Raw genomic sequence first — 21,394 nt, 5'->3', positions numbered from 1 at the left:
CGCGAGAGGACATCTTCCATAACCAAAAAAAGAACCTGATATCCGTATCAGGTTCTTTCGCATTGCATCCATATAGGCACGATGCTATAATCAATTCACGACTAGTGAAATAATGTTTGCATAAGTATTTCATCTTATATGTATATCGTACCATGCCGCTGAAACGTTGTCAAATGTTTTCTCAATTTATAGGTTAGGAGCGATATGGAATGGATGCATGGGTCATCGGTTTTCATGAAATGGAATCAACGCCGCTATCACTCGTTGGCGGCAAAGGATTGAAATTAGGGGAATTATCCAAGCTGGAAGGCATACGCGTACCCGAAGGATTTTGCGTCACAACGGTCGGATATCGCCGGGCCATCGAAGGGAATGAATCGTATCTCGCATTAGTCGATCGCCTATCAAAGCTGCAATCAGAAGATCGCGATCAAATTAGCGGCATCTGCGGCGAGATCCGGCAACTCATTACGGAAGCAGCCATTCCTGCCGACGTCGTGAAGTCGGTTACCCGCTATCTCTCCGAGCTTGGCGTCGAGCATGCTTATGCCGTGCGTTCGAGCGCGACGGCCGAAGATTTGCCCCATGCTTCATTCGCCGGCCAACAAGATACCTATTTGAATATCATCGGCACGGAAGCCATTCTGAAGCATATAAGCAAATGCTGGGCTTCCTTATATACGGATCGCGCGGTTATTTACCGGATGCAAAATGGATATGACCATAGCCTGGTTCATGTCTCCGTTGTCGTGCAAAGGATGGTTTTCCCGCATGCTTCCGGGATTATGTTTACTGCCGACCCGGTAACGTCCAACCGCAAGCTGCTGTCGATCGACGCGAGTTATGGACTCGGGGAAGCACTGGTCTCCGGCTTGGTATCTGCCGATTGCTATCAAGTGCAGGAAGGGGAGATCGTCAATAAGCGGATCGCTGCCAAGAAGATAGCCATCTACGGGCGTAAGGAAGGCGGAACCGAGACCAAGCAGCTCGACCCCGATCAGCAAACGGCGCAGACGCTGACGGAACAGCAAATTTTGCGATTAGCACGCCTCGGAAGACAGATCGAAGCTTATTTCGGCACCCCGCAGGATATCGAATGGTGTCTGGCCGAGGATACCTTTTACATGGTCCAGAGTCGTCCCATCACGACGTTATTTCCTATCCCGGAAGCGAATGACCCGGACAATCACGTCTATATCTCGGTCGGACATCAGCAAATGATGACTGATGCCATGAAGCCGCTGGGCTTGTCCTTCTATCTGTTAACGACGGCTGCGCCTATGCGCACGGCTGGCGGACGGTTGTTCGTGGATATCACGCCGATGCTGGCGTCGCCTGCCGGCAGAGACAGGCTCTTGGCCTTGGGGAAATCCGATCCGCTGATCAAAGGCGCGCTCACGACGATCATCGAGCGGGCGGATTTTATCAAACCGCTGCCTGCCGACGGCGAAGCGCCGAGTCCCCGCAGAAGCCCTGCCGCTGAGCAGCCAGCGCAAGCCGATAACGATCCGGCGATCGTGGCTGCGTTGATGCAACGCAGCCAAACATCGATAGCAGCGACCAAACAAGCCATCGCATCGAAATCGGGATTGGCATTGATGGATTTCATTCAGGAAGATTTTCAAGAATTAAAGAAGATTCTATTCGACCCGAAAAGCACGAGCGTGTTTATGGCAGCCATGAACGCTTCAACTTGGATCAATGAGAAAATGAACGAGTGGTTAGGCGAGATCAACGCAGCGGATACGCTTACGCAATCGGTGTCCAATAATATAACATCGGAAATGGGTTTGGCGCTGTTGGAAGTCGCCGATGTGATTCGACCGTATCACGAAGTCGTCGCTTATTTGCAGCATGTCAAAGACGACCGCTTCTTGGACGAGCTTGTCAAGCTGGAAGGCGGGCAGGAAACGGCGGATGCCATCCATGCTTATCTCCAGCAATACGGAATGCGATGCGCCGGGGAAATCGACGTGACGCGACCGCGCTGGAGCGAGAAACCGCTCACCCTCGTGCCTCTGATCCTGGGGAACGTCAAGAACTTCGAGCCGAATGCCGGCAAACGGAAATTCGAGCAAGGTCTTAAGGAAGCTGTGGACAAAGAACAGGACCTATTAGCTCGTCTGCGACGAATACCGGACGGCGAAAGCAAAGCCGAGGAGACCGAACGGATGATCGGCCTCGTTCGGAATTTCATCGGTTATCGTGAATATCCCAAGTACGGCATGATTAGCCGCTACTTCGTGTATAAGCAAGCCTTGCTGCAAGAAGCCGAACGACTCGTGCTAGCAGGCGTTATTCGCGAACAAGACGATATCTACTATCTCGCGTTCGAAGAACTTCGCGAAGTCGTGCGCACGAATACGCTGGATTACGAAATAATCAACGAACGAAGAGACGCGTACAAGGTATATGACAAATTAACTCCCCCGCGCGTCATGACGTCCGACGGCGAGATAATTGCGGGTACTTACGAACGGGGCAATCTTCCCGCCGATGCTATTCTGGGCCTGCCTGTTTCGGCGGGCGTAATCGAGGGACGCGCACGCGTTATCTTAAACATGGAAGACGCGAATCTTGAAGAGGGGGATATATTAGTTACTTCGTTCACGGATCCCGGCTGGACGCCACTGTTCGTATCGATTAAAGGGCTCGTGACCGAGGTTGGCGGGTTGATGACGCATGGAGCCGTGATCGCGCGCGAGTATGGCTTGCCGGCGGTCGTTGGCGTAGAGCATGCAACCAAGCTGATCCAAGACGGACAGCGTATTCGCGTGCATGGGACGGAAGGATATATCGAAATCTTGTAATGCTCCGGCCTGTCTCCTAGTAGGAGGCAGGTTTCTTCTTATCTTAAATTGTTTAAAGAATGGCAAGCATGTGAACGGAGAGCCGACATTTCTAAAAGATCGAACACCTTGGGCAGAAGAAATAAATCTTTTCCAACCAAAACAACAAGGATTTCTATATTAAATATAGTATTCATTAATACAGATGATTTAAATGCAGCCGGTCAGTCGAAAGGTATAGCAAGCTTACGAGGTGTAGGTGATCATTCTTGCTTCTTATTGATTACATCGAGAATCTCGCAATTTTTTCGCTCTTGGTCAGTATGCCATTAGTCATCCGTTCCTTTGTCAATCTCAGGCCGCTCAAGTATCCGCCGCTGTGGAGCGGTCTCTATGCGGGCGCCGTTTCGATCGTCCTCGTGTTATTAGCCGTGAAGCAGCAAGGCTATGTCTACGATATTCGATATGCGCCCGTCATTTTAACATTTGCTTATCTCGGCCCTGTTTCGGGCATCATCACCGGCATATTTGCCTTATCCATCCGATTGCTTTCAAGCGGAAATTGGTTTCCCGCCATAAGCGGCTGGACGATGATCATGCTGGTCTTTCTCATCCTGCATACGTATTTCTCCCGTCGGAAGCTGCCCCCGTTCAAGAGATGCCTGGCGTTGTCCAGCGCTTATACCGTGATTTACCTGTGCACCGTCGTTACATTCCGAATTCTGCTGAATAATCCGCTCTTTCATCTGCAGTATGTATGTTTCGTTCTATTAGGAGTCTTAATTGGCGGTTTGCTCATCGAATCCCATGAACGTCTGCGCCGAACCATTGTTCAACGAAACGAAATGGAATTGTCATTGAACGCAAGCGAGTATCAGTACAGGCTCATTGCCGAAAATACGTCAGACCTCATCATGGTGCTGGCTCCGGATCATTCGATTCGGTATTCTTCGCCCTCTCACGCCATCGTGCTGGGATACCCCAGTTTGGCGCAGGACTACGCGGAATTGGACCAAATCATAAGCCCCGATGACGCGAAGATGTTCGACCAGACCGTAAGAAGGATCGTGGAGCAGAAGACGTCGCACTCGATGGAAATTCGGTTCCGGCATCGCTTGGGCCATCTGATCCCGTTCGATTCCCTCTGTAAGCCGGTAGAGGGAAAAGGAGGCCGGGTCGAGCATATCGTCATCATCAGCCGCGACATCTCCGAGCGCAAGCAAGCCGAAGAGTTCCTGTTACAGTCCGAGAAGCTCACGATCGTCGGGGAATTGGCGGCGGGCGTCGCCCATGAAATCCGTAATCCGCTGACGACCATCAAAGGATTTCTCCATTTATACAAGTCCGAGAATCCTGCAATAAAATACGGCGATTTGATCCAGGACGAGCTGGAACGGATCGAAATCATTACGAACGAACTGCTTTCGATGGCCAAACCGCAGGCCGTCGCGTATTGCCTCGTGAACGTCAAAGATGTCATCGAACAAACGCTGGAATTTCTCTTGCCTCAAGCGTTGTTACGAAACATCGAATTTGTCCGGAAATTCAAGGGAGACTATTTTCCGGTTACTTGCGCGCAAAATCAATTAAAGCAAGTCTTCCTCAATATTATCAAGAACGCGATCGAAGCCATGCCATGCGGCGGAGAGATTCATATCGGACTGGAGCTGACCGCGGACGGGGAATGCCTCATTGCCATTCAAGATCACGGCGTCGGCATACCGGAGGAGCATCTTCACCGCCTGGGACAGCCCTTCTACAGTCTGAAGGACAAGGGGACTGGACTCGGTCTCATGATCAGTCATAAAATCATTAAACAGTATCATGGCAGCATCGCCTATCAAAGCAAGGTCGACGAAGGCACCCGGATTGAGATCAGGCTGCCCGTTCATGGATAAACCGCGAATTTCGCGGTTTATTTTTATTTGACGCGAAGGAGCGAACAGCATAGTTTATTGAAAAGCGGGCATAATACCTCCTAAAAATTGGGACTGCCAATTCGAAGGAGAAGAGAGCATGCAATGCAAAAGGTTAGTCTTCTTACGCCTGTTCGGCGCTGCCTTGTTCCTAATGGCTTGCGATCCGTCGCCGGCCTTGGCGAAGGAATCGGAACAGCCTTCCGTCGAGCTAATCGTCAAAGCCTCGCCAACCGCAGCTTTAGATTCCGCCATAACGCTCGATTCGAAAGCGTGGATCGATGCGATAGCAGCAGGGGTCGCCCGTCATGATGACTACGCTCCAATTACGGATACGTATTTATCCGTCCTACATAAAACCTATTTGATCGATTCGTCCTACCAGCTGTACGATACGGAGAATGCCATGGCGATTCAGCTTAGCGGAGAGATGAGACAGAAGCTGATCGCCCAAGTTTCCATGCTGAAAGCCAAGCATTACGGCAAGTTGTTATCCTGGCCGGAAGCTAAGGAAATCATTTCCATGAAATCCGTCATGACCGTTGTCGATCTGGAAACCGGCCGGCAATTCGAGGTGCAGCGAAGAGCGGGCAGCACGCATGCCGACGTCCAGCCGTTAACGAAGCGCGACACGGAAATCATGAAGGGGATCTATCAAGGGAAGTGGAGCTGGAAGAGAAGGGCGATCGTCGTCAGGCGGGACGGCCAGTCGATTGCCGCTTCCATGCACGGCATGCCGCACGGGGGAGACGGCATACCGGACAACGATTTCGATGGGCATTTCTGCATCCATTTTCTCGGGAGCAGCACGCATAAGACCGGAAACGTCGATCCGGATCACCAGGCGATGGTGCATAAGGCGGCAGGACGGCTTTCGCAATATGTGCAGCAGGCTTCGCCGAACAGCGTCGTGGAGCTGTATTTTATCGCGATCAATCAGCGGGATCCCGAGATTATGACCGCGATTTTCCCGTATCGCAACCATTCGCAATTAGAGCGGCTGAAGCAGGAGAACGCCGGGATCATTGCCATCCGCAGAGAATCGGCGATCGTGGAGAACGACACTTCCGATCTGCTTGCCGTCGATGTGCCGGCCAGGGCGGTTATTTACCGTGACGGTTCGCGGAAGGCGGAGAAGACGCTCGTCTTTCAATTGCGCAGAAGTTCCGTCTCGCAGGCTTGGAAAATCGATTACGTGGAGCATGCATCATGAAGTGGTTCTGGATGACGGGTATCTTATGGCTGATTCAGCAGGGCGGCAGCAGCGGGCATATCGTCGATTCCATATTCAAGCAAGGAGAAGAGCAACCGAAAGCGCAAGTAGAAGAACAACCGAAAGCGCAAGCGGAAGAGCGGTTATCCGTGACGCTTCGGGGACAGAACGTCGTCGTGATCAACCGTACCGAGTATGCGTCGCCCGGGTTCACGATGGTGGATTTGGACAAATTCGACAAGCTCGTCACGAGCTTGGAGAAGCAGAGCTATGAAGCCCCTCGCAACGCGATCTTAAACGATCAAGGGGGAATCGTCCCCGACGTGGTCGGGCACCGGCTCGATCAGAAGGCGTTCACCGAACAGTTTTTCCAGTACTTCTACGGTACCGGCTCGTCCGTTATCGATGCGCCGCTGATGAACGTCTACCCGCGGGTGGACCGCGAGCTGCTGGCGGACATCAAGGAAAAGCCGATCGGCCAGTATGTCACCTACTACAACGGCCGCAACAAGAACCGCTCGCATAACATCCGGCTGGCGGCCCAAGCGATTAATAATACGGTTATTTTTCCCGGGGAGTCGTTCTCGTTCAATAAGGTCGTCGGCCAGCGCACGAAGGAGAAAGGCTATATGCAAGCGCCGATCATCGTCAGAGGGGAATTGTCGGAGGGAATCGGCGGGGGGATTTGCCAGGTTTCTTCAACGCTGTTCAATGCGAGCGACCGTGCGGGGCTGTATATCGTGAAGCGTTACTCGCACAGCAGGAACGTACCGTACGTGAGGCCGGGGCGCGATGCGACGGTCAGCTGGAACGGTCCCGATTTTGTCTTTCAGAACCGCTACAACCAGCCGATTCTCATCCGTGCGCAAGCAGTCCCCGGCAAAATGTACGTAGCCATCTACTCCTCCGACGTCATCGAATACAAACCGCGGAATGTACCGGGCATGACATTCGGACATCTGCCGGATGAAGTCTCCGTCACGAGCGAAGGCAATGAGCCGATCCATTATTAGGGAGGAAATAAAACATGCAAAAAGCAACGTTTGCAGGCGGATGTTTCTGGTGCATGGTCACGCCGTTCGAAGAATTGCCGGGAATCGAGCGTATCGTATCCGGCTATACCGGAGGCACGAAGGTAAATCCGACGTATGAAGATGTCAAAACAGGAGCGACGGGCCATATCGAAGCGGTTGAAATCACGTTTGACCCTGAGCTTTTCCCATATGAAAGGCTGCTGGAGCTATATTGGCAGCAGATTGACCCGACGGACGAATTCGGGCAATTCCATGATCGCGGAACACAGTATGCGACCGCCATATTCTACCATAATGAACGGCAATTCGAATTGGCGCTTCAATCCAAACAGGCGTTGGAAGCCAGCGGCCGGTTCGACAAACCGATCGTAACGAAAATATTGCCGGCCGCGGCGTTCTATGAAGCGGAAGAGTACCACCAGGACTACCACAAGAAGAATCCTAAGCATTATAAGGAAGACCGCGAGAAGTCCGGCCGTGATCAGTTCGTGAGAGACAACTGGACAAATGACAAATGACAATGACGGGATGCGACGCATGGAAAATTTGATAAACACCATCCAGCTGTTAGCAAAGCCTTACCATAGCCCGGAACACGCTGCAGAAGTAATCAAAGCGGCAAGCTCCGCCAAATTCGTGCTGCTTGGGGAAGCGTCGCACGGCACGTCGGAGTACTATAGAGATCGTGCGGCATTATCCAAACGACTCGTCACGGAGCACGGGTTTCGACTCATAGCGGTAGAGGGAGATTGGCCTTCTTGTTATACGTTGAACCGTTATGTCAAAGGCTATGACGATGCAGGAACCAACGTTCGTGAGGCATTGCGGGATTTTGGAAGATGGCCTTCCTGGATGTGGGCGAACCGCGAAATTATCGAATTTGCGGAATGGCTTCGCCAGTACAACGCTTCGAAACCGGAGGAAGAGAAGGTTGGATTCTATGGCATTGATCTGTACAGCTTGTGGGAATCCATGGATGAAATCATCACGTATCTCGAAGCGAAACCCGGAGCAGAGTCGGACTTAATTGCGGCGAAGCAGGCATTTGAATGTTTCGAGCCGCATGACCGAGATGGACAACGGTACGGCGTCTCCGCTTCTTTGTACGGTGAAGGCTGCACGGACGAGATCGTTGAACTTCTTCGTAAATTGCAACACAAATGGAAGACGCAAGGGCCGCATGTCGATCGGGAGGATGCGCTTAGCCTTGAGATGAACGCCCTTGCCGTAATAGGAGCCGAAGCCTATTACCGCACCATGATCCAGCACGATGCCGAATCTTGGAACGTACGGGACCGGCATATGGTCGAAGCGCTCGAGAAGCTAATGGATTATTATGGCGATGGCTCGCGTGCGGTCGTTTGGGAGCATAACACCCATATCGGAGATGCCCGCTACACGGACATGGCGGAGGACGGGATGGTCAACGTCGGACAATTGCTGCGCGAGAAGTATGGGGTCGACGACGTCTATGCGATCGGGTACGGCACCTATGAAGGCACCGTTATTGCCGGCAGATCATGGGGCAGTCGAGAGCAAGTGATGAAGGTTCCTCCAGCAATTCCGAACAGCTGGGAAGAGCTGCTGCATCGAGCTGGTCCAGAGGATAAATTAATCCTCTTCGACGCAAGTACGGCTATATTGGACGAGATCACGCTCGGTCACCGGGCAATCGGCGTCGTCTACCATCCGGAGCGCGAACGGGGCAACTACGTGCCAAGCGTGATGTCGAAGCGATATGATGCCTTTATTTATTTCGATCGAACGCATGGGCTTTCGCCAATCTCGAACGAGATTGTTTATTCGTAAGACGCAGAGCATGCCGTGAAAACAATCGTAAGCCGCGAAATTGCGGCTTTTTTGCGTTTCCGAAAACGACAAGCAGCTGATTGTTTCTCAAAAGGAAAATGTTTACATGCGAACATATGATCGGTATAATGAAGTCATAATCTTATGTTTTGCGAAGGGGAATAAAGCCTATGCGTAATGAAAAAACGAATGATGCGGACGTGATCGGTTATTGTTGCATGCGCTTTCCAGTTACGGATTTGAAAGTGTCGGTAGCTTTTTATTGCGATGTGCTGGGCTATAAGTTGCTATCCGCGGATTATCAGTTCGGAGAGGCCCATATTGCGTTGAAAAACGGAAACGGTCCGGGAATTTTCTTAATGGAAACCCAACCGGAACAAGTCACGCCTATGCAGTTTGTCTTTCCTCGTTCATTCTTTGTCACTAACAGCACGGGGCATGTAACGATGATCGAGCTGCTGACGAATGATTTGCTCGCCTTGCATGAACGGATCCAACAAGCTGGTGTTCCAATGGATCGAGAGCCTGTATTTACGAGCGATTACGGGTATTTCACCTTTTATGATCCAGACGGGCACTATATCCGGGCGGTTGAAGAAAGGGACTTGTAAGGGAGGATATGTGCGGATGTCATTTATGGTACGCGAGTATCTTGAACCGGATTTAGAAGCAATTCTGAGGATTAGTGAGTCCGTCTATGGTACGAGAATGGGTTCGTACTCATTGGTTTCTAACTTACAAGAGAGCAGCATGCTTAAGAAGTACGTCGTAACGAATGAACAAGATCATGTCATTGGATACGGATTAGTGAAGGAACAACATAATTCACCGCACTTGATCCTCAAAGTGGAAATCATATTTCAACCTGAACAAGAGGCCGTGGAGATGTTATTCAGTAAAATCATCGCTGATATTGAAATTATCGGACCTTATGCGATTCAAGCAAGAACAATTCATGATCAAATTCAATCCCTACAGCTATATGAAAAATACGGATTTCACGAAGACCATAGGATGATGCATGCTTATTTGCCTCTAATTAATAAGGACCTTGCTCCGTTTACTAATACGAAAGACAAGCTGAGCTCAAAAGAAATCGTTCTTTCAACGTTAGCGGAGGAGATGGTTTCCGATGCGAATTATTTCGAGAAATTGCAAGCGCTGCACCACTTAACTTGGGACGATTATCCGCGAGAATCGCTGTTGCCTCCAACGACTCCTAATGATTACATGCTGACGCACGAAGATAATATTCCAGAAGCCTACTTTATTGCGACGATGGGACATTTATATATTGGACATAGTCACTTGATGAGAATACCATCCGATCCCCTGAATTTAATACAAGGGCTAACTGCAACAAGGAAAGAATTTCGAGGGGAAGGGATAGCCACAGCCTTAAAAGTCAAAGGGATCGAATATGCACAAAAGATGGGATATGCAGGTATTTACACTTCCAATCGCAATACGAATGGACCAATGGATACAGTGAATCGAAAATTAGGGTGGCGGCCGACTTATAGCGAAGTGAGACTAGAAAGATCATTGCTGAAGCGAATCGACGAAGATGGATATTAGGTTGGTGAATGAATGCAAACTATATTCCTTGATTAGAATATTCCTTGACAGGAATATTATCTGTTGTGTATATTTGAGTCGTCGGATGAAAGTTATCCTGATTGAAGGAGATGATTAAATAAGGGATCCATCATTGAGGTGAGCAGCATGTCATGAATAATTCCGACATGAACCTGACGACGCTGAGTGCTTTGGCAGAACCCAATCGTATGAAGATCGTTCAACTTCTGCGTGACGGCCCTCTAGCCGTCGGCGAAATCGCCGAGCATCTGGGGCTTCGCCAGCCGCAAGCGTCGAAGCATATGAAGGTGCTTAGCGACAGCGGAATCGTGGAAGTGCGAGTCGATGCGAATCGCCGGATTTACAGTCTTCGGCCTGAACCTTTTCAGGCGATGGATAACTGGTTACAGTCCTTCCGGAACGTGATGGAAGATCGCTTGGATAACTTGGACAATTACTTACATGAATTACAACATAAGCAAGAACCATAATGTAAGAGTGAGAGGGGAAAATAGGAATGTCTAATAATGCAATGGTTTCTAGTGTAGAGAACGATCGGGTGCTGGTATTGGAGCGAGTGTTCAATGCGCCGCGAGATCTCGTATTCCAGATGTTTAAGGAAGCCGAGCATCTCAAGCGTTGGTGGGGACCGAAAGGTTGGGAGATCCCGGTTTGTATCATCGATTTCCGTCCGGGCGGCGTGTGGCATTACTGCATGAAGTGCGTGGATGAGAATCAAGGTCATTTTTTCGGCATGGAATCCTGGGGGAAAGGGATCTACGAGGAAATCGTCGAGCCGGAAACGATTATCTATACCGACTACTTCTCGGATGCCGATGGCACGATCAACGAAGCGATGCCATCGACCTTAATCAAGATCGAGTTCCACGAGCAAGACGGCAAGACCAAGCTGGTTAACCGTTCCGAATATGCGTCGGCAGAAGCGCTGCAAACCGTTATGGACATGGGCATGCTGCAAGGAATCACCGAAACTTGGGATCGCTTGAGCGAGCTGTTGGAATCGATCAAGTAATCGTTCGGCTGCGTAGAATACGTCTTACTTGATACCTAACTAACAACTTAAGAGGAGTGTTTGATGGATGATTAACAAAGTCGGCCAAGTGATGTTGTATGTGAATGACCAAGACGCATCCAAAGATTTTTGGACGGAGAAGCTAGGTTTCGAGGTCATCGCGGAAGTAACCAATGGTCCGATGAGATGGATCGAAGTCGCTCCTAAAGGCGCAGCAACCAGCATTATTCTTCATAATAAAGAGTTCGTTGCCAAAATGAACCCGGGCATGAATCTGGGAACGCCTTCGATTATGTTCCAATCGGATCAGTTCGATGCGCTGAACAGCGACCTCAAGAACAAAGGCGTCAAGGTTGGAGAGATCATGGAGATTCCTACCGGCAGAGTCTTTAACTTCGCTGACCATGAAGATAATTACTTCGCAGTCTCCGAAGTGAAATAACGATCGCTGCTTTGATTTCGACCGCTCCGGCCAGCGCTTGAATTGATGCTGTCCAGTGTTGTATAGTTAGGACACTTCGATATGAATTTGTATAACCTCAATAATATGGTTTGAGGGTCTCTACCAGGAGCCGTAAAATCCTGATTACAAAAATGTGTATTTCTTCTACATGTTTTTGTGATCCGGATTTTTTTTATTTACCTACAGAAATAGGAGTGTGGAAGATGGAACAGAACCATGCCAAGCTGCGTACGCGAATCCGTGTCGCGGCCAAACAGGAGCCCGCGGACCTGGTCATTCGCAATGGCCGCATTGTTAACGTGTTTACAGGCGAAATGTTGACAGGCGATATTGCAATTTCAGGGGGAGTCATCGCCGGAATCGGTTCGTACGAGGGAAAAGAAACCGTCGATGCCCAAGGACGTTATATCGTTCCCGGATTCATCGATGGTCATGTTCACATTGAAAGCTCGCTGCTCACGCCGCCTCAATTCGCGCGCGTGCTTCTTCTGCACGGGGTCACCACGGTCATTACGGATCCGCATGAAATCGCGAACGTCGCAGGCACGACGGGGATTCAATATATGCTCGATGCTGCCGAAGGCCTGCCCATCGACAGCTATGTCATGCTGCCATCGTGCGTACCGGCCACTCCGTTCGAGAGCAATGGCGCGACGCTTGTCGCCGAACAGTTGGCGCCTTTCTATAACCACTCCCGCGTGCTGGGATTAGCCGAGGTCATGGATTATCCATCCGTTGCGAATACGGAGAAGCATATGCTTGATAAGCTTGCGGCGACTCATAAGGCAGATGCCCTCATAGACGGACATGCTGCCGGAATCAGCCGAGACGGGCTGAATGTGTACATGGCTGCAGGCATCCGAACCGATCACGAGAGCGTCAACTTGCAAGAAGCGCAGGACCGGCTCGACATGGGCATGTATTTGATGATCCGCGAAGGGACGGTTGCTAAGGATCTTGATGCGCTGCTGCCTGTCGTCACGGCGCGAAACGCAAGGCGCTGCCTGTTCGTAACGGACGATAAACTGATCGACGAGCTGGTGAACGAAGGCAGCATCGACCATATTCTAAGGCTCGCGATGGCTAAAGGACTCGACCCGATCACGGCAATCCAGATGGCGACGCTCAATGCGGCGGAGTGCTTCCGGCTCCATCGGCATGGCGCAATCGCAGCCGGGTATCAAGCCGACTTGGTACTGCTCGACGACCTGGAGAACGTAAAGATCCATCAAGTGTATAAACGCGGCCGCTGCGTCGTGGATGCCGGCCGCATAGTGGAAGAATCTTTTCCGCCGCCGAATCCTACGATAGACAGCTTAAGAGATCATCTTCCTGGAATACGAGTTCACGATATTCGCTCAGCGGATCTTGCCATTCCGCTGCAAGCGGATCGTTGCCATATCATCGAGGTCATACCGAATTCGCTCGTGACCCATCACCGTATCGAGCAGGTCGAAGTGAACGACGGTATGTTCATGCCATCCGTGCACGACGACTTGCTTAAGCTGGCCGTCGTCGAACGTCATCATGCGACCGGAAACGTCGGCGTGGGCATCGTCAAAGGCTTTGGACTCCAACGAGGAGCGATCGCGACGACCGTCGCGCATGATTCCCACAATATCGTCGTAGTCGGCACTTCCGACGAGGAGATGCTGGCTGCCATCGAGGAAGTCATACGCACGGGCGGCGGTGCCGCGGTCGCAGCCGGCCGCGAAATCCTCGCTTCTCTGCCGCTGCCGATTGCCGGATTAATGTCCGACCGGCCATATGGCGAGGTATGCGAAGGGCTCGAGAAACTGGTGAACGCGATGGCGGAAATCGGTGCCTCGCGGGCGTATAATCCGTTGCTGACCTTGTCCTTTCTGACGCTGCCCGTCATTCCCCACTTGAAGCTGACGGACAAAGGACTGTTCGATTTTGCGTCATATTCGCATATTTCGGTTGAGGCGCGAAACGAGTAGAAGAGGAAGCCGTAACCGGCGGAGCACACGGTGCTTCGCCTTTTTCCGATTTCCGAGCTTTTTCCGATTCACGACTTATTTCCGATTCCCGACCTTGTGCCGATAAACCTCCTTGTTCGATTACCTGCCTTGTTCCATGAACTGGATAAAGTTTTGTGCCGTTTTGGATAAATGGTGATTCTTCAGCCAGATTAATCCGACCGGGGACGTCAATTCAGATGGACCGGAGATTTTGCGCGCTTGAATCGCATAGCCCTTGTGCCTTCTAAGCATCGTTTCCGGAACGATCGACGCACAGAAGTCGGACGACACGAGGTCCATTAACAGCACGACATCGGAACATTCGCCAATCATGTCGGGCTGCAGATGGAAGCGGGAGAATGCCTCCAATATCAAATAGTGCACGCCTAAACCCTGTGTGCTTGGCAATAGCAGGGGAAGGCTCTGAACGTCCTCGAGCGAGACTTCGTTCTCGGGCAGCTGCTGTTTATTGGATGTAATCAAGTAGAACGGTTCGGCATAGAGATGCAGCACCGCAAAATCATCCAGCTCGAGCGGCATTCGAATGAAGGCCAGTTCGATTTCCCGGTCTCGGACTAAACGGCATAGATGCGCAGATTCGTTTTGCTGAATTTTATACGTTACCTTCGGGTACTGCCGTTGAAAGCGAAGAAGGATTTCGGGCAGCTCCGCAACGGAGAACGTATTCACGCCGACCGTCAGTCTGCCGTTCACCCCGTTTCCAACGTCCTTCACTTCCATTTTGGCTTCTTCCATTAACTGATCCAGCTGCAAAGCATATTTATACAACGCTTTTCCCGCTTCCGTCACTTCGAGCCGTTTCCCATGTCGTTCCACTAATTTTGCCCCGAGCTCGTCTTCGATGGCTTTCAACAGCTGGCTGACGGGCGGTTGGGAGAGGTGGAGCTTTCTCGCAGCGGCTGATATGCTTCCTTCCTCCACAATCGCGATAAAATAACGAAGTTGTCGAATGTCCATGCGCGCATGACTCCTTTACCTATATGAAAAACCTTAGTAAAACGAATTTAATATATATTTTTCGTTTCGTTTCATTCATGTTAGCATATTTGTATCACATGTTGCAGATCGCATAATGAACACGTACAGGAAGGTGATGGACGATGCAGGAAACGTATTGGTTGAAGAATGTCCGATTGGAAAACGGGCATATGACCGACAATGGCGCCGTGACGGGGACGACTACGGGGTTATGCGATTTGTTGATCGAGAACGGCAAGATTGCGCAAATCACACCGGTAACGCTGCATCTTGATGGAGCAACGGCAGGTGAAAGAAAGTCGGATGCGCGGCCCGCTCTTGATGCGCGCGGCCTGCTTGCGCTGCCGTCATTCGTGGAGAAGCACTGCCATCTGGACAAGACGCTGCTCGGCGACCGTTGGCGGCCGGTTCGTCCGGCGCCTTCAATCTTCGAACGCTTCGAGATCGAGAAGAACACGCTGCCCAAGCTGGCAACGACGATGAAGGAGCGGGCAGAAACGCTGCTCGGCATCTTGCTGCAGGCTGGTTCGACGCATGTTCGCACGCATGTCGACATTTACCCTGAAGTCGGGCTTCGTCACTTGGAGGCGATCCAGGAAGCCATTGCTGCCTTCGAGGGCAAAATGTCTGTCGAAATCGTCGCTTTTCCGCAGCACGGTCTCATCCGCACGCCATCCGCCGGGTTCATCAGAGAGGCGCTGGCTCGGGGCTGCGCATTAATCGGCGGCGTAGATCCGGCAACCGTGGACGGCGATATGGAAAGATCGCTGCAGCTGATGATGGAGCTAGCCGTGGAAGCGAATGCGGACGTCGATTTGCATCTTCATGACGGCGGGCGTATCGGACTCCGGACGATCAAGCGTTTGGCGGAGCTGACCGAGGAAGCCGGCTGGCAAGGCCGTGTCTCGATCAGCCATGCATTCGCGCTTGGCGATATGGAAGGCACAGAAGCGGATGAAATGGCGCAGCTGTTGGCTGGGCTTGGCATTACGATCATTACGAGCGTGCCGATGGGACGAACGATCCCGCCGGTTCCGTTCCTTCACGCGAAAGGCGTGCCGGTAGCGGTCGGCTGCGATAATATTTTCGATTCGTGGTCCCCTTTCGGCAACGGAGACATTCTTGAGCGCGCAGGCCGCTTGGCGGAACGGTTTGGCTTCAGCACGGAGCAGGCGCTATCCGATTCGCTTCGCTATATAACGGGCGGCCGGACGCCGCTGAGCCAGGACGGGAATCAAGCATGGCCGAAGCCGGGGGCCGAAGCGAGCATCACCTTCGTGGAAGCAAGCTGCTCGGCGGAAGCGGTCGCCAGAAGAGCGAATCGTCCGGCGGTCATGTATCAAGGAACGATCGTTTCCGGATCGCTTGAGAGAGGGCGATACCATGAATAATTCGGCATATTGGCTGGTCAACGTTCGTCTGGAAAGCGGCTACGGCTATGAAGAAGACACGATAATCGGAACCGAAACAGAGCTCTGTCATCTTCGGATAGAGGATGGGAAAATCGCGGCGATCGCGTCTGCCGGCAATTGGCCGAACGATGGCCTTCCCCGTCAGGATGCAGCTGGACTTCTCATGCTGCCCGCGTTCAAGGAAATGCACATTCATATCGACAAAACCTTTTACAGCGGGCCTTGGAGAGCCGTGCGGCCGGTATCCAGCATATTCGAACGCTTCGAAGAAGAACGCGAATTGCTGCCGAAGCTGCTGCCAACGGCTCAGCAGCGGGCGGAGAATATGCTCGGCATGCTGCTGGGGCACGGCTCCACGCATGTCCGGACGCACTGCAACATCGACCCGGTCGTCGGCTTGAAAAATTTGGAGGCCACTATGCAGGCATTCCAGACCTTTGCTGGAAAAATGTCCTATGAGGTCGTTGCCTTTCCCCAGCACGGATTGCTTCGCTCCAACTCGATCGAGCTTGTCCGGAAAGCGATGAGCCATGGGGCTACCCATGTCGGCGGAGTTGACCCGGCATCCGTGGATGCGGATGTCGAGAAGTCGCTGCAGACGATCATGGACATCGCCGTCCAAGCGAATGCAGGCGTCGACATCCATATTCACGACCGAGGAGACTCCGGGTTGACGACGATGCACCGGCTAGCCGACCTTACGGCGCAAGCAGGCTGGCAAGGACGGGTGACGGTCAGCCACGCGTTCGGCTTCGCGGGCGCGATGGAAGCCGCTGCGGAATTGGCGGAGCGTTTTGCCGAATTAGGCATATCCGTCACTTCGACCGTACCGATCGGCAACATGATCATGCCGATCCCAATGCTGAAAGCGAAAGGGGTCAATGTCGAACTAGGCAACGACAGCATAACCGATCATTGGTCGCCGTTCGGTACCGGGGATTGCTTGGAGAAAGCAGGGCGTCTCGCCGAGCTGTACCGAAACGTCGACGAACGTTCGCTAGCCGAGTCGCTCGGTTTCATTACTGGAGGCGTACTACCGCTTGATGCCAAAGGCCAACGGACGTGGCCGGCGGTTGGCGATGCAGCCGACGCAGTCTTCGTACAAGCCAGCTGCTCCTCGGAAGCAGTGGCTCGAAGGGCGAAGCGCGAGGCGGTTTTATTCCAAGGCGCGATCGTATCCGGATCGTTGAACACTGTGCAAGCCTGAGCAATCAGGCTTTTTTTTATTGTATCGATTTCATAGCTGGACAACCAAGCTGCCGGGCAACTGCCCTTCGGCATGGCTGGATTTCCTCACGGCAGGACTGTTGGATAGGACTTTCTCACTGTAATTTGCTGCGTATTATTGCGTTTTTTCGTGGTTTACCTCGCTTTTCCTCGCTTTATTGCAAGAACTTATAGATGTTATAAAATCATCTGTCTTGTTTGACTTGGCATTGCATGATACGTTTAATGTAGTTATATTTAGCAACCGTTTTCATATATACGGCAAAGCACTTAGGCTAAGCGAACGAGGGGTGTAGGATGAATGCTGCAAGTTACGAATAGTCCGTTCCAACAAGAGCAAGTGGAATTACTGAATCTATTGCTGCCCTCGCTGACGGAGGGGCAGAAAATCTGGCTGAGCGGTTATCTGGCCGCGCTCCCGGCCGCGGGAATCGCGGCGGCAGCCGCACCGCAAGGCGCAGGACAACCGGCGCCGATCGCCATAGCTCCGGCGGCTCCCCAAGAAGTAACGGTGCTCTTCGGTTCGCAGACCGGGAACAGCCAGAAGCTCGCGAAGAAGCTGTCCGGCAAACTGCAGGAACAGGGCGTGCAGGTTACGACGTCCGCGATGATCGATTTCAAACCGAACACGTTGAAGAAGATTCAACATTTATTGATCATCGTCAGCACGCACGGCGAAGGGGATCCGCCGGACAATGCGATTTCGTTCTATGAATTCCTCCACAGCAAGCGGGCGCCTCAGCTTGAAGGCATGCCGTTCTCGGTGCTGGCCTTAGGCGACACCTCCTATGAACTGTTCTGCAAGACCGGCCAGGACTTCGATCAGCGCCTGGAAGAGCTCGGCGGCAAGCGGCTTGCTCCGCGCGTCGATTGCGACGTGGATTTCGAAGAGCCGGCCGTTGCTTGGTTTAAAGACGTGCTTGCTTATTTCGGGCAAGCTCAGGCAGCTGCGCAGACGTCCAAAACGCTCGATGTCTCGGCGGCGGCACTGGAGGAGCAAACGTCGGTCTATTCCAGATCGAATCCGTTTCAAGCGGACGTGCTCGAGAACTTGAATTTGAACGGACGCGGATCGGAGCAAGAGACCCGGCACCTCGAGCTTGCGCTCGAGAATAGCGGTTTGAATTACGAGCCCGGCGACAGCCTCGGCATCTACCCGCAGAATCATCCGCGGCTTGTCGACGAATTGATCGAAGCGATGGGCTGGCAGCCGGACGAACTCGTATTTCTCCCTAAGAGCACGGAGGAGCGTCCCTTGAAGGAGGCGCTGACAAGTCATTGCGAGATTACGGTGCTGACGAAACCATTGCTCGAGAAGCTGGCCTTGCTTGAACCCGGCAACGGATTGCATGATTTCCTCCTGTCAAGCGACGAGCAGGAGATTCGAGCCTATATGAAAGGGCGGGACCTGCTCGACCTGGCGCAGGCGTATGATTGGAAAGGCGTCTCGGCGGATACGTTCATACCGCTTCTTCGGAAGATGCCGCCGCGGCTGTATTCGATCGCGAGCAGCATGAAGGCCTTCCCGGAGGAAGTGCATCTCACGATCCGGAACGTGAAATACGAATCGTACGGAAGGGTCCGCTACGGCGTATGCTCGACATTCGTTTCCGAACGGCTAGAATCGGGTCAGACCGTGCCGGTGTTCGTGCAGGAGAATCCGAATTTCAAGCTTCCGTCCAATCCCGATACGCCGATCATCATGATCGGACCGGGTACCGGAGTCGCGCCGTTCCGCGCTTTCCTCGGCGAACGCGAAGAGCTTGGGGCGACCGGTAAGACGTGGCTTTTCTATGGCGATCGGCATTTCTCGTCCGATTTTCTCTATCAAATCGAATGGCAGCGGTGGTTGAAAGAAGGCGTGCTGACGCGCATGGACGTTGCCTTCTCGCGGGATACGGACCGTAAGGTATACGTGCAGCACCGGATGCTGGAGAAGAGCAAAGAATTGTTCGGCTGGCTGGAAGCAGGGGCTGCCGTCTACGTCTGCGGAGACGAGAAGAAGATGGCGCATGATGTCCACGCCGCGTTACTTTCGATCGTGAAGGCTGAAGGCGGCTTCGGCGATGAAGAAGCAGCGGCGTACCTGGCGAGGATGCAGCAGGAGAAGCGTTATCAACGGGATGTTTATTGAGTCGCTGAGGTATAGAAGGACAAGGGGAGGCAAACGTCATGTCTGACAATCATTTGTTATCGCAGAACAGCGCGCCGCACAGCGATGTCGAAGATATTAAGCGCAGAAGCGATTATTTGCGGGGAACGCTCGAGGAAACGCTGAAGGATCAGATTACCGGCTCGATCTCGGAAGACGATAACCGGCTGATGAAATTCCACGGCAGCTATATGCAGGACGATCGCGATGTTCGCAATGAACGAAGCAAGCAGAAGCTCGAGCCGGCTTTTCAGTTCATGGTGCGCGTACGCGCCGCCGGTGGTCTCGTATCGCCGGAACAATGGCTTATGATGGACCGGATCGCGCAGAAGTATGCCAATGACACGATCCGTCTGACGACGCGGCAATCTTTCCAGCTGCACGGGGTCATTAAATGGAATATGAAGCAGCTGATCCAGGAAGTCAACGAAGAGCTGCTCAGCACGCTTGCCGCATGCGGCGACGTGAATCGTAACGTCATGTGCAACCCGAATCCCTATCAGTCGGCCGTGCACGAACAGGTCTATGAATGGGCGCAGAAGGTCAGCCATCATCTCGATCCGCATACCCGGGCTTATCACGAGCTCTGGCTGAACGAAGAGAAGGTCATCGACAGCAGGGACGGAGTGGAGCAAGAGCCGATTTACGGTCCCGTGTACCTGCCGCGCAAATTCAAAATCGGCATCGCCGTTCCTCCGGCCAATGAAGTCGATGTCTTCTCGCAAGATCTCGGATTCATAGCGATTCACGAGAACGGGCGTCTGCTCGGATTTAACGTGGCGGTTGGCGGCGGAATGGGCATGTCGCATGGCGATAACAAAACCTATCCGCAAGTAGCGCGGACGATCGGATTCATCACGCCGGAGCAAATGGTCGACTTGGCGGAGAAAACGGTCATGATCCAACGGGATTACGGTGATCGGGCGGTACGCAAGCACGCGCGATTCAAATACACGATTGACGATCGCGGTATCGAATGGTTCATTAACGAGCTTCAGCAGCGCTTGGGCTGGGAACTGCAAGAAGCCCGTTCCTATCACTTCGACCATAACGGCGACCGCTATGGCTGGGTGAAAGGAAGCAACAACCATTGGCACTATACGTTATTTATCCAGAACGGCCGCGTGAAGGATGACAACGACTGCCAGCTCCTGACAGGACTTCGGGAAATCGCCAAGATCCACACCGGGGATTTCAGGCTTACGCCTAACCAGAATCTGATCATCGGGAACGTCAGCAGCCAGAAGAAGAAGAAGATCGATCAGCTCATTCAGACGTACGGACTTACGGACGGGGCTGCCTTCTCTGCGCTGCGGAGAAATTCCATGGCCTGCGTGGCCTTGCCGACCTGCGGCCTGGCGATGGCGGAGTCCGAGCGTTATATGCCGACGTTGATCGATAAACTGGATTTGATCTTGGATGAGGCGGGTCTGCGGGACAACGAGATCGTCATCCGGATGACCGGCTGTCCGAACGGCTGTGCCCGCCCGGCACTCGCTGAAATCTCCTTCATCGGTAAAGCCCCGGGCAAGTATAACTTATACTTGGGCGGCGGATTTACCGGCAACCGGCTGAACAAGCTGTATCGCGAGAATATCGGCGAAACGGAAATCTTGAACGAGCTGCGGCCGATTCTGAACCGCTATGCGAAGGAACGGCTGGAGAATGAGCATTTCGGAGATTTCTGCATCCGTGCGGAATACGTGAAGGAAGTTCATTCAGGCCTTGATTTCCATGACTGAATAGGATAACGAATAAGCAACCCGTGTCCGGTGCGAAACCGAGCG

The 21,394-nt window shown here is 52.5% G+C and carries 17 protein-coding genes and 1 riboswitch; of the genes, 16 read left to right on the top strand and 1 reads right to left on the bottom strand.

Going from position 1 to position 21,394, the window contains the following annotated elements; genetic code table 11:
• Positions 1-209 precede the first annotated feature (209 nt).
• The 12 genes from ppsA (at position 210) to ade (ending at position 13,796) form a co-directional block, all read left to right on the top strand.
• Entirely contained in the window at positions 210-2,810 is a 2,601-nt protein-coding gene (gene ppsA, locus GZH47_RS02230) for a phosphoenolpyruvate synthase (RefSeq protein WP_162638341.1), read from the top strand.
• A 248-nt stretch (positions 2,811-3,058) separates the two neighbouring features.
• On the top strand, positions 3,059-4,687 hold the full coding sequence (locus tag GZH47_RS02225) for an ATP-binding protein (protein WP_162638340.1): 1,629 nt from the start codon (positions 3,059-3,061) through the stop codon (positions 4,685-4,687).
• Positions 4,688-4,805: 118 nt separating this feature from the next.
• A complete protein-coding gene (locus GZH47_RS02220) occupies positions 4,806-5,918 on the top strand; it encodes a hypothetical protein (protein WP_162638339.1) in 1,113 nt (370 codons plus the stop codon).
• Positions 5,915-6,931, top strand: a complete 1,017-nt coding sequence (locus tag GZH47_RS02215; RefSeq protein ID WP_225446328.1) for a VanW family protein — start codon at positions 5,915-5,917, stop codon at positions 6,929-6,931. The genes GZH47_RS02220 and GZH47_RS02215 overlap by 4 nt, the downstream gene beginning before the upstream one ends.
• A gap of 14 nt (positions 6,932-6,945) precedes the next feature.
• On the top strand, positions 6,946-7,470 hold the full coding sequence (gene msrA, locus GZH47_RS02210) for a peptide-methionine (S)-S-oxide reductase MsrA (protein ID WP_162638338.1): 525 nt from the start codon (positions 6,946-6,948) through the stop codon (positions 7,468-7,470).
• A gap of 10 nt (positions 7,471-7,480) precedes the next feature.
• Entirely contained in the window at positions 7,481-8,761 is a 1,281-nt protein-coding gene (locus GZH47_RS02205; protein ID WP_404823799.1) for an erythromycin esterase family protein, read from the top strand.
• 170 nt (positions 8,762-8,931) lie between these two features.
• Positions 8,932-9,372, top strand: coding sequence for a VOC family protein (locus GZH47_RS02200; protein ID WP_162638336.1), 441 nt, complete (start codon positions 8,932-8,934; stop codon positions 9,370-9,372).
• Positions 9,373-9,388: 16 nt separating this feature from the next.
• A complete protein-coding gene (locus GZH47_RS02195) occupies positions 9,389-10,339 on the top strand; it encodes a GNAT family protein (RefSeq protein ID WP_162638335.1) in 951 nt (316 codons plus the stop codon).
• 152 nt (positions 10,340-10,491) lie between these two features.
• On the top strand, positions 10,492-10,830 hold the full coding sequence (locus GZH47_RS02190; protein ID WP_162638334.1) for an ArsR/SmtB family transcription factor: 339 nt from the start codon (positions 10,492-10,494) through the stop codon (positions 10,828-10,830).
• Positions 10,831-10,856: 26 nt separating this feature from the next.
• Positions 10,857-11,372 (top strand): SRPBCC domain-containing protein, encoded by a 516-nt coding sequence (locus GZH47_RS02185; protein WP_162638333.1) that lies wholly within the window; start codon positions 10,857-10,859, stop codon positions 11,370-11,372.
• A 67-nt stretch (positions 11,373-11,439) separates the two neighbouring features.
• Entirely contained in the window at positions 11,440-11,814 is a 375-nt protein-coding gene (locus GZH47_RS02180; protein ID WP_162638332.1) for a VOC family protein, read from the top strand.
• A 67-nt stretch (positions 11,815-11,881) separates the two neighbouring features.
• Positions 11,882-11,981: riboswitch (purine riboswitch) on the top strand.
• Positions 11,982-12,038: 57 nt separating this feature from the next.
• The gene (ade, locus tag GZH47_RS02175; RefSeq protein ID WP_162638331.1) at positions 12,039-13,796 is read left to right on the top strand and encodes an adenine deaminase; all 1,758 of its coding nucleotides are present in this window, start codon (positions 12,039-12,041) and stop codon (positions 13,794-13,796) included.
• Between the two features lie 120 nt (positions 13,797-13,916).
• On the opposite strand, the gene GZH47_RS02170 is transcribed toward ade, so the two are convergent.
• Positions 13,917-14,795 (bottom strand): LysR family transcriptional regulator, encoded by an 879-nt coding sequence (locus GZH47_RS02170; RefSeq protein ID WP_162638330.1) that lies wholly within the window; start codon positions 14,793-14,795, stop codon positions 13,917-13,919.
• Positions 14,796-14,938: 143 nt separating this feature from the next.
• Here GZH47_RS02170 and GZH47_RS02165 point away from each other — a divergent pair, with 143 nt between their 5' ends.
• The 4 genes from GZH47_RS02165 (at position 14,939) to cysI (ending at position 21,349) form a co-directional block, all read left to right on the top strand.
• The gene (locus GZH47_RS02165) at positions 14,939-16,207 is read left to right on the top strand and encodes an amidohydrolase (protein WP_162638329.1); all 1,269 of its coding nucleotides are present in this window, start codon (positions 14,939-14,941) and stop codon (positions 16,205-16,207) included.
• On the top strand, positions 16,200-17,435 hold the full coding sequence (locus GZH47_RS02160) for an amidohydrolase (RefSeq protein WP_162638328.1): 1,236 nt from the start codon (positions 16,200-16,202) through the stop codon (positions 17,433-17,435). The genes GZH47_RS02165 and GZH47_RS02160 overlap by 8 nt, the downstream gene beginning before the upstream one ends.
• A gap of 321 nt (positions 17,436-17,756) precedes the next feature.
• Positions 17,757-19,589 (top strand): assimilatory sulfite reductase (NADPH) flavoprotein subunit, encoded by a 1,833-nt coding sequence (locus GZH47_RS02155; protein WP_162638327.1) that lies wholly within the window; start codon positions 17,757-17,759, stop codon positions 19,587-19,589.
• Between the two features lie 38 nt (positions 19,590-19,627).
• Positions 19,628-21,349, top strand: a complete 1,722-nt coding sequence (gene cysI / locus GZH47_RS02150; protein ID WP_162638326.1) for an assimilatory sulfite reductase (NADPH) hemoprotein subunit — start codon at positions 19,628-19,630, stop codon at positions 21,347-21,349.
• The last annotated feature ends 45 nt before the right edge of the window (positions 21,350-21,394 follow it).

Source organism: Paenibacillus rhizovicinus (assembly GCF_010365285.1).
Lineage (GTDB): Bacteria > Bacillota > Bacilli > Paenibacillales > Paenibacillaceae > Paenibacillus_Z > Paenibacillus_Z rhizovicinus.
This window is presented reverse-complemented; position numbering and strand designations above follow the sequence as displayed.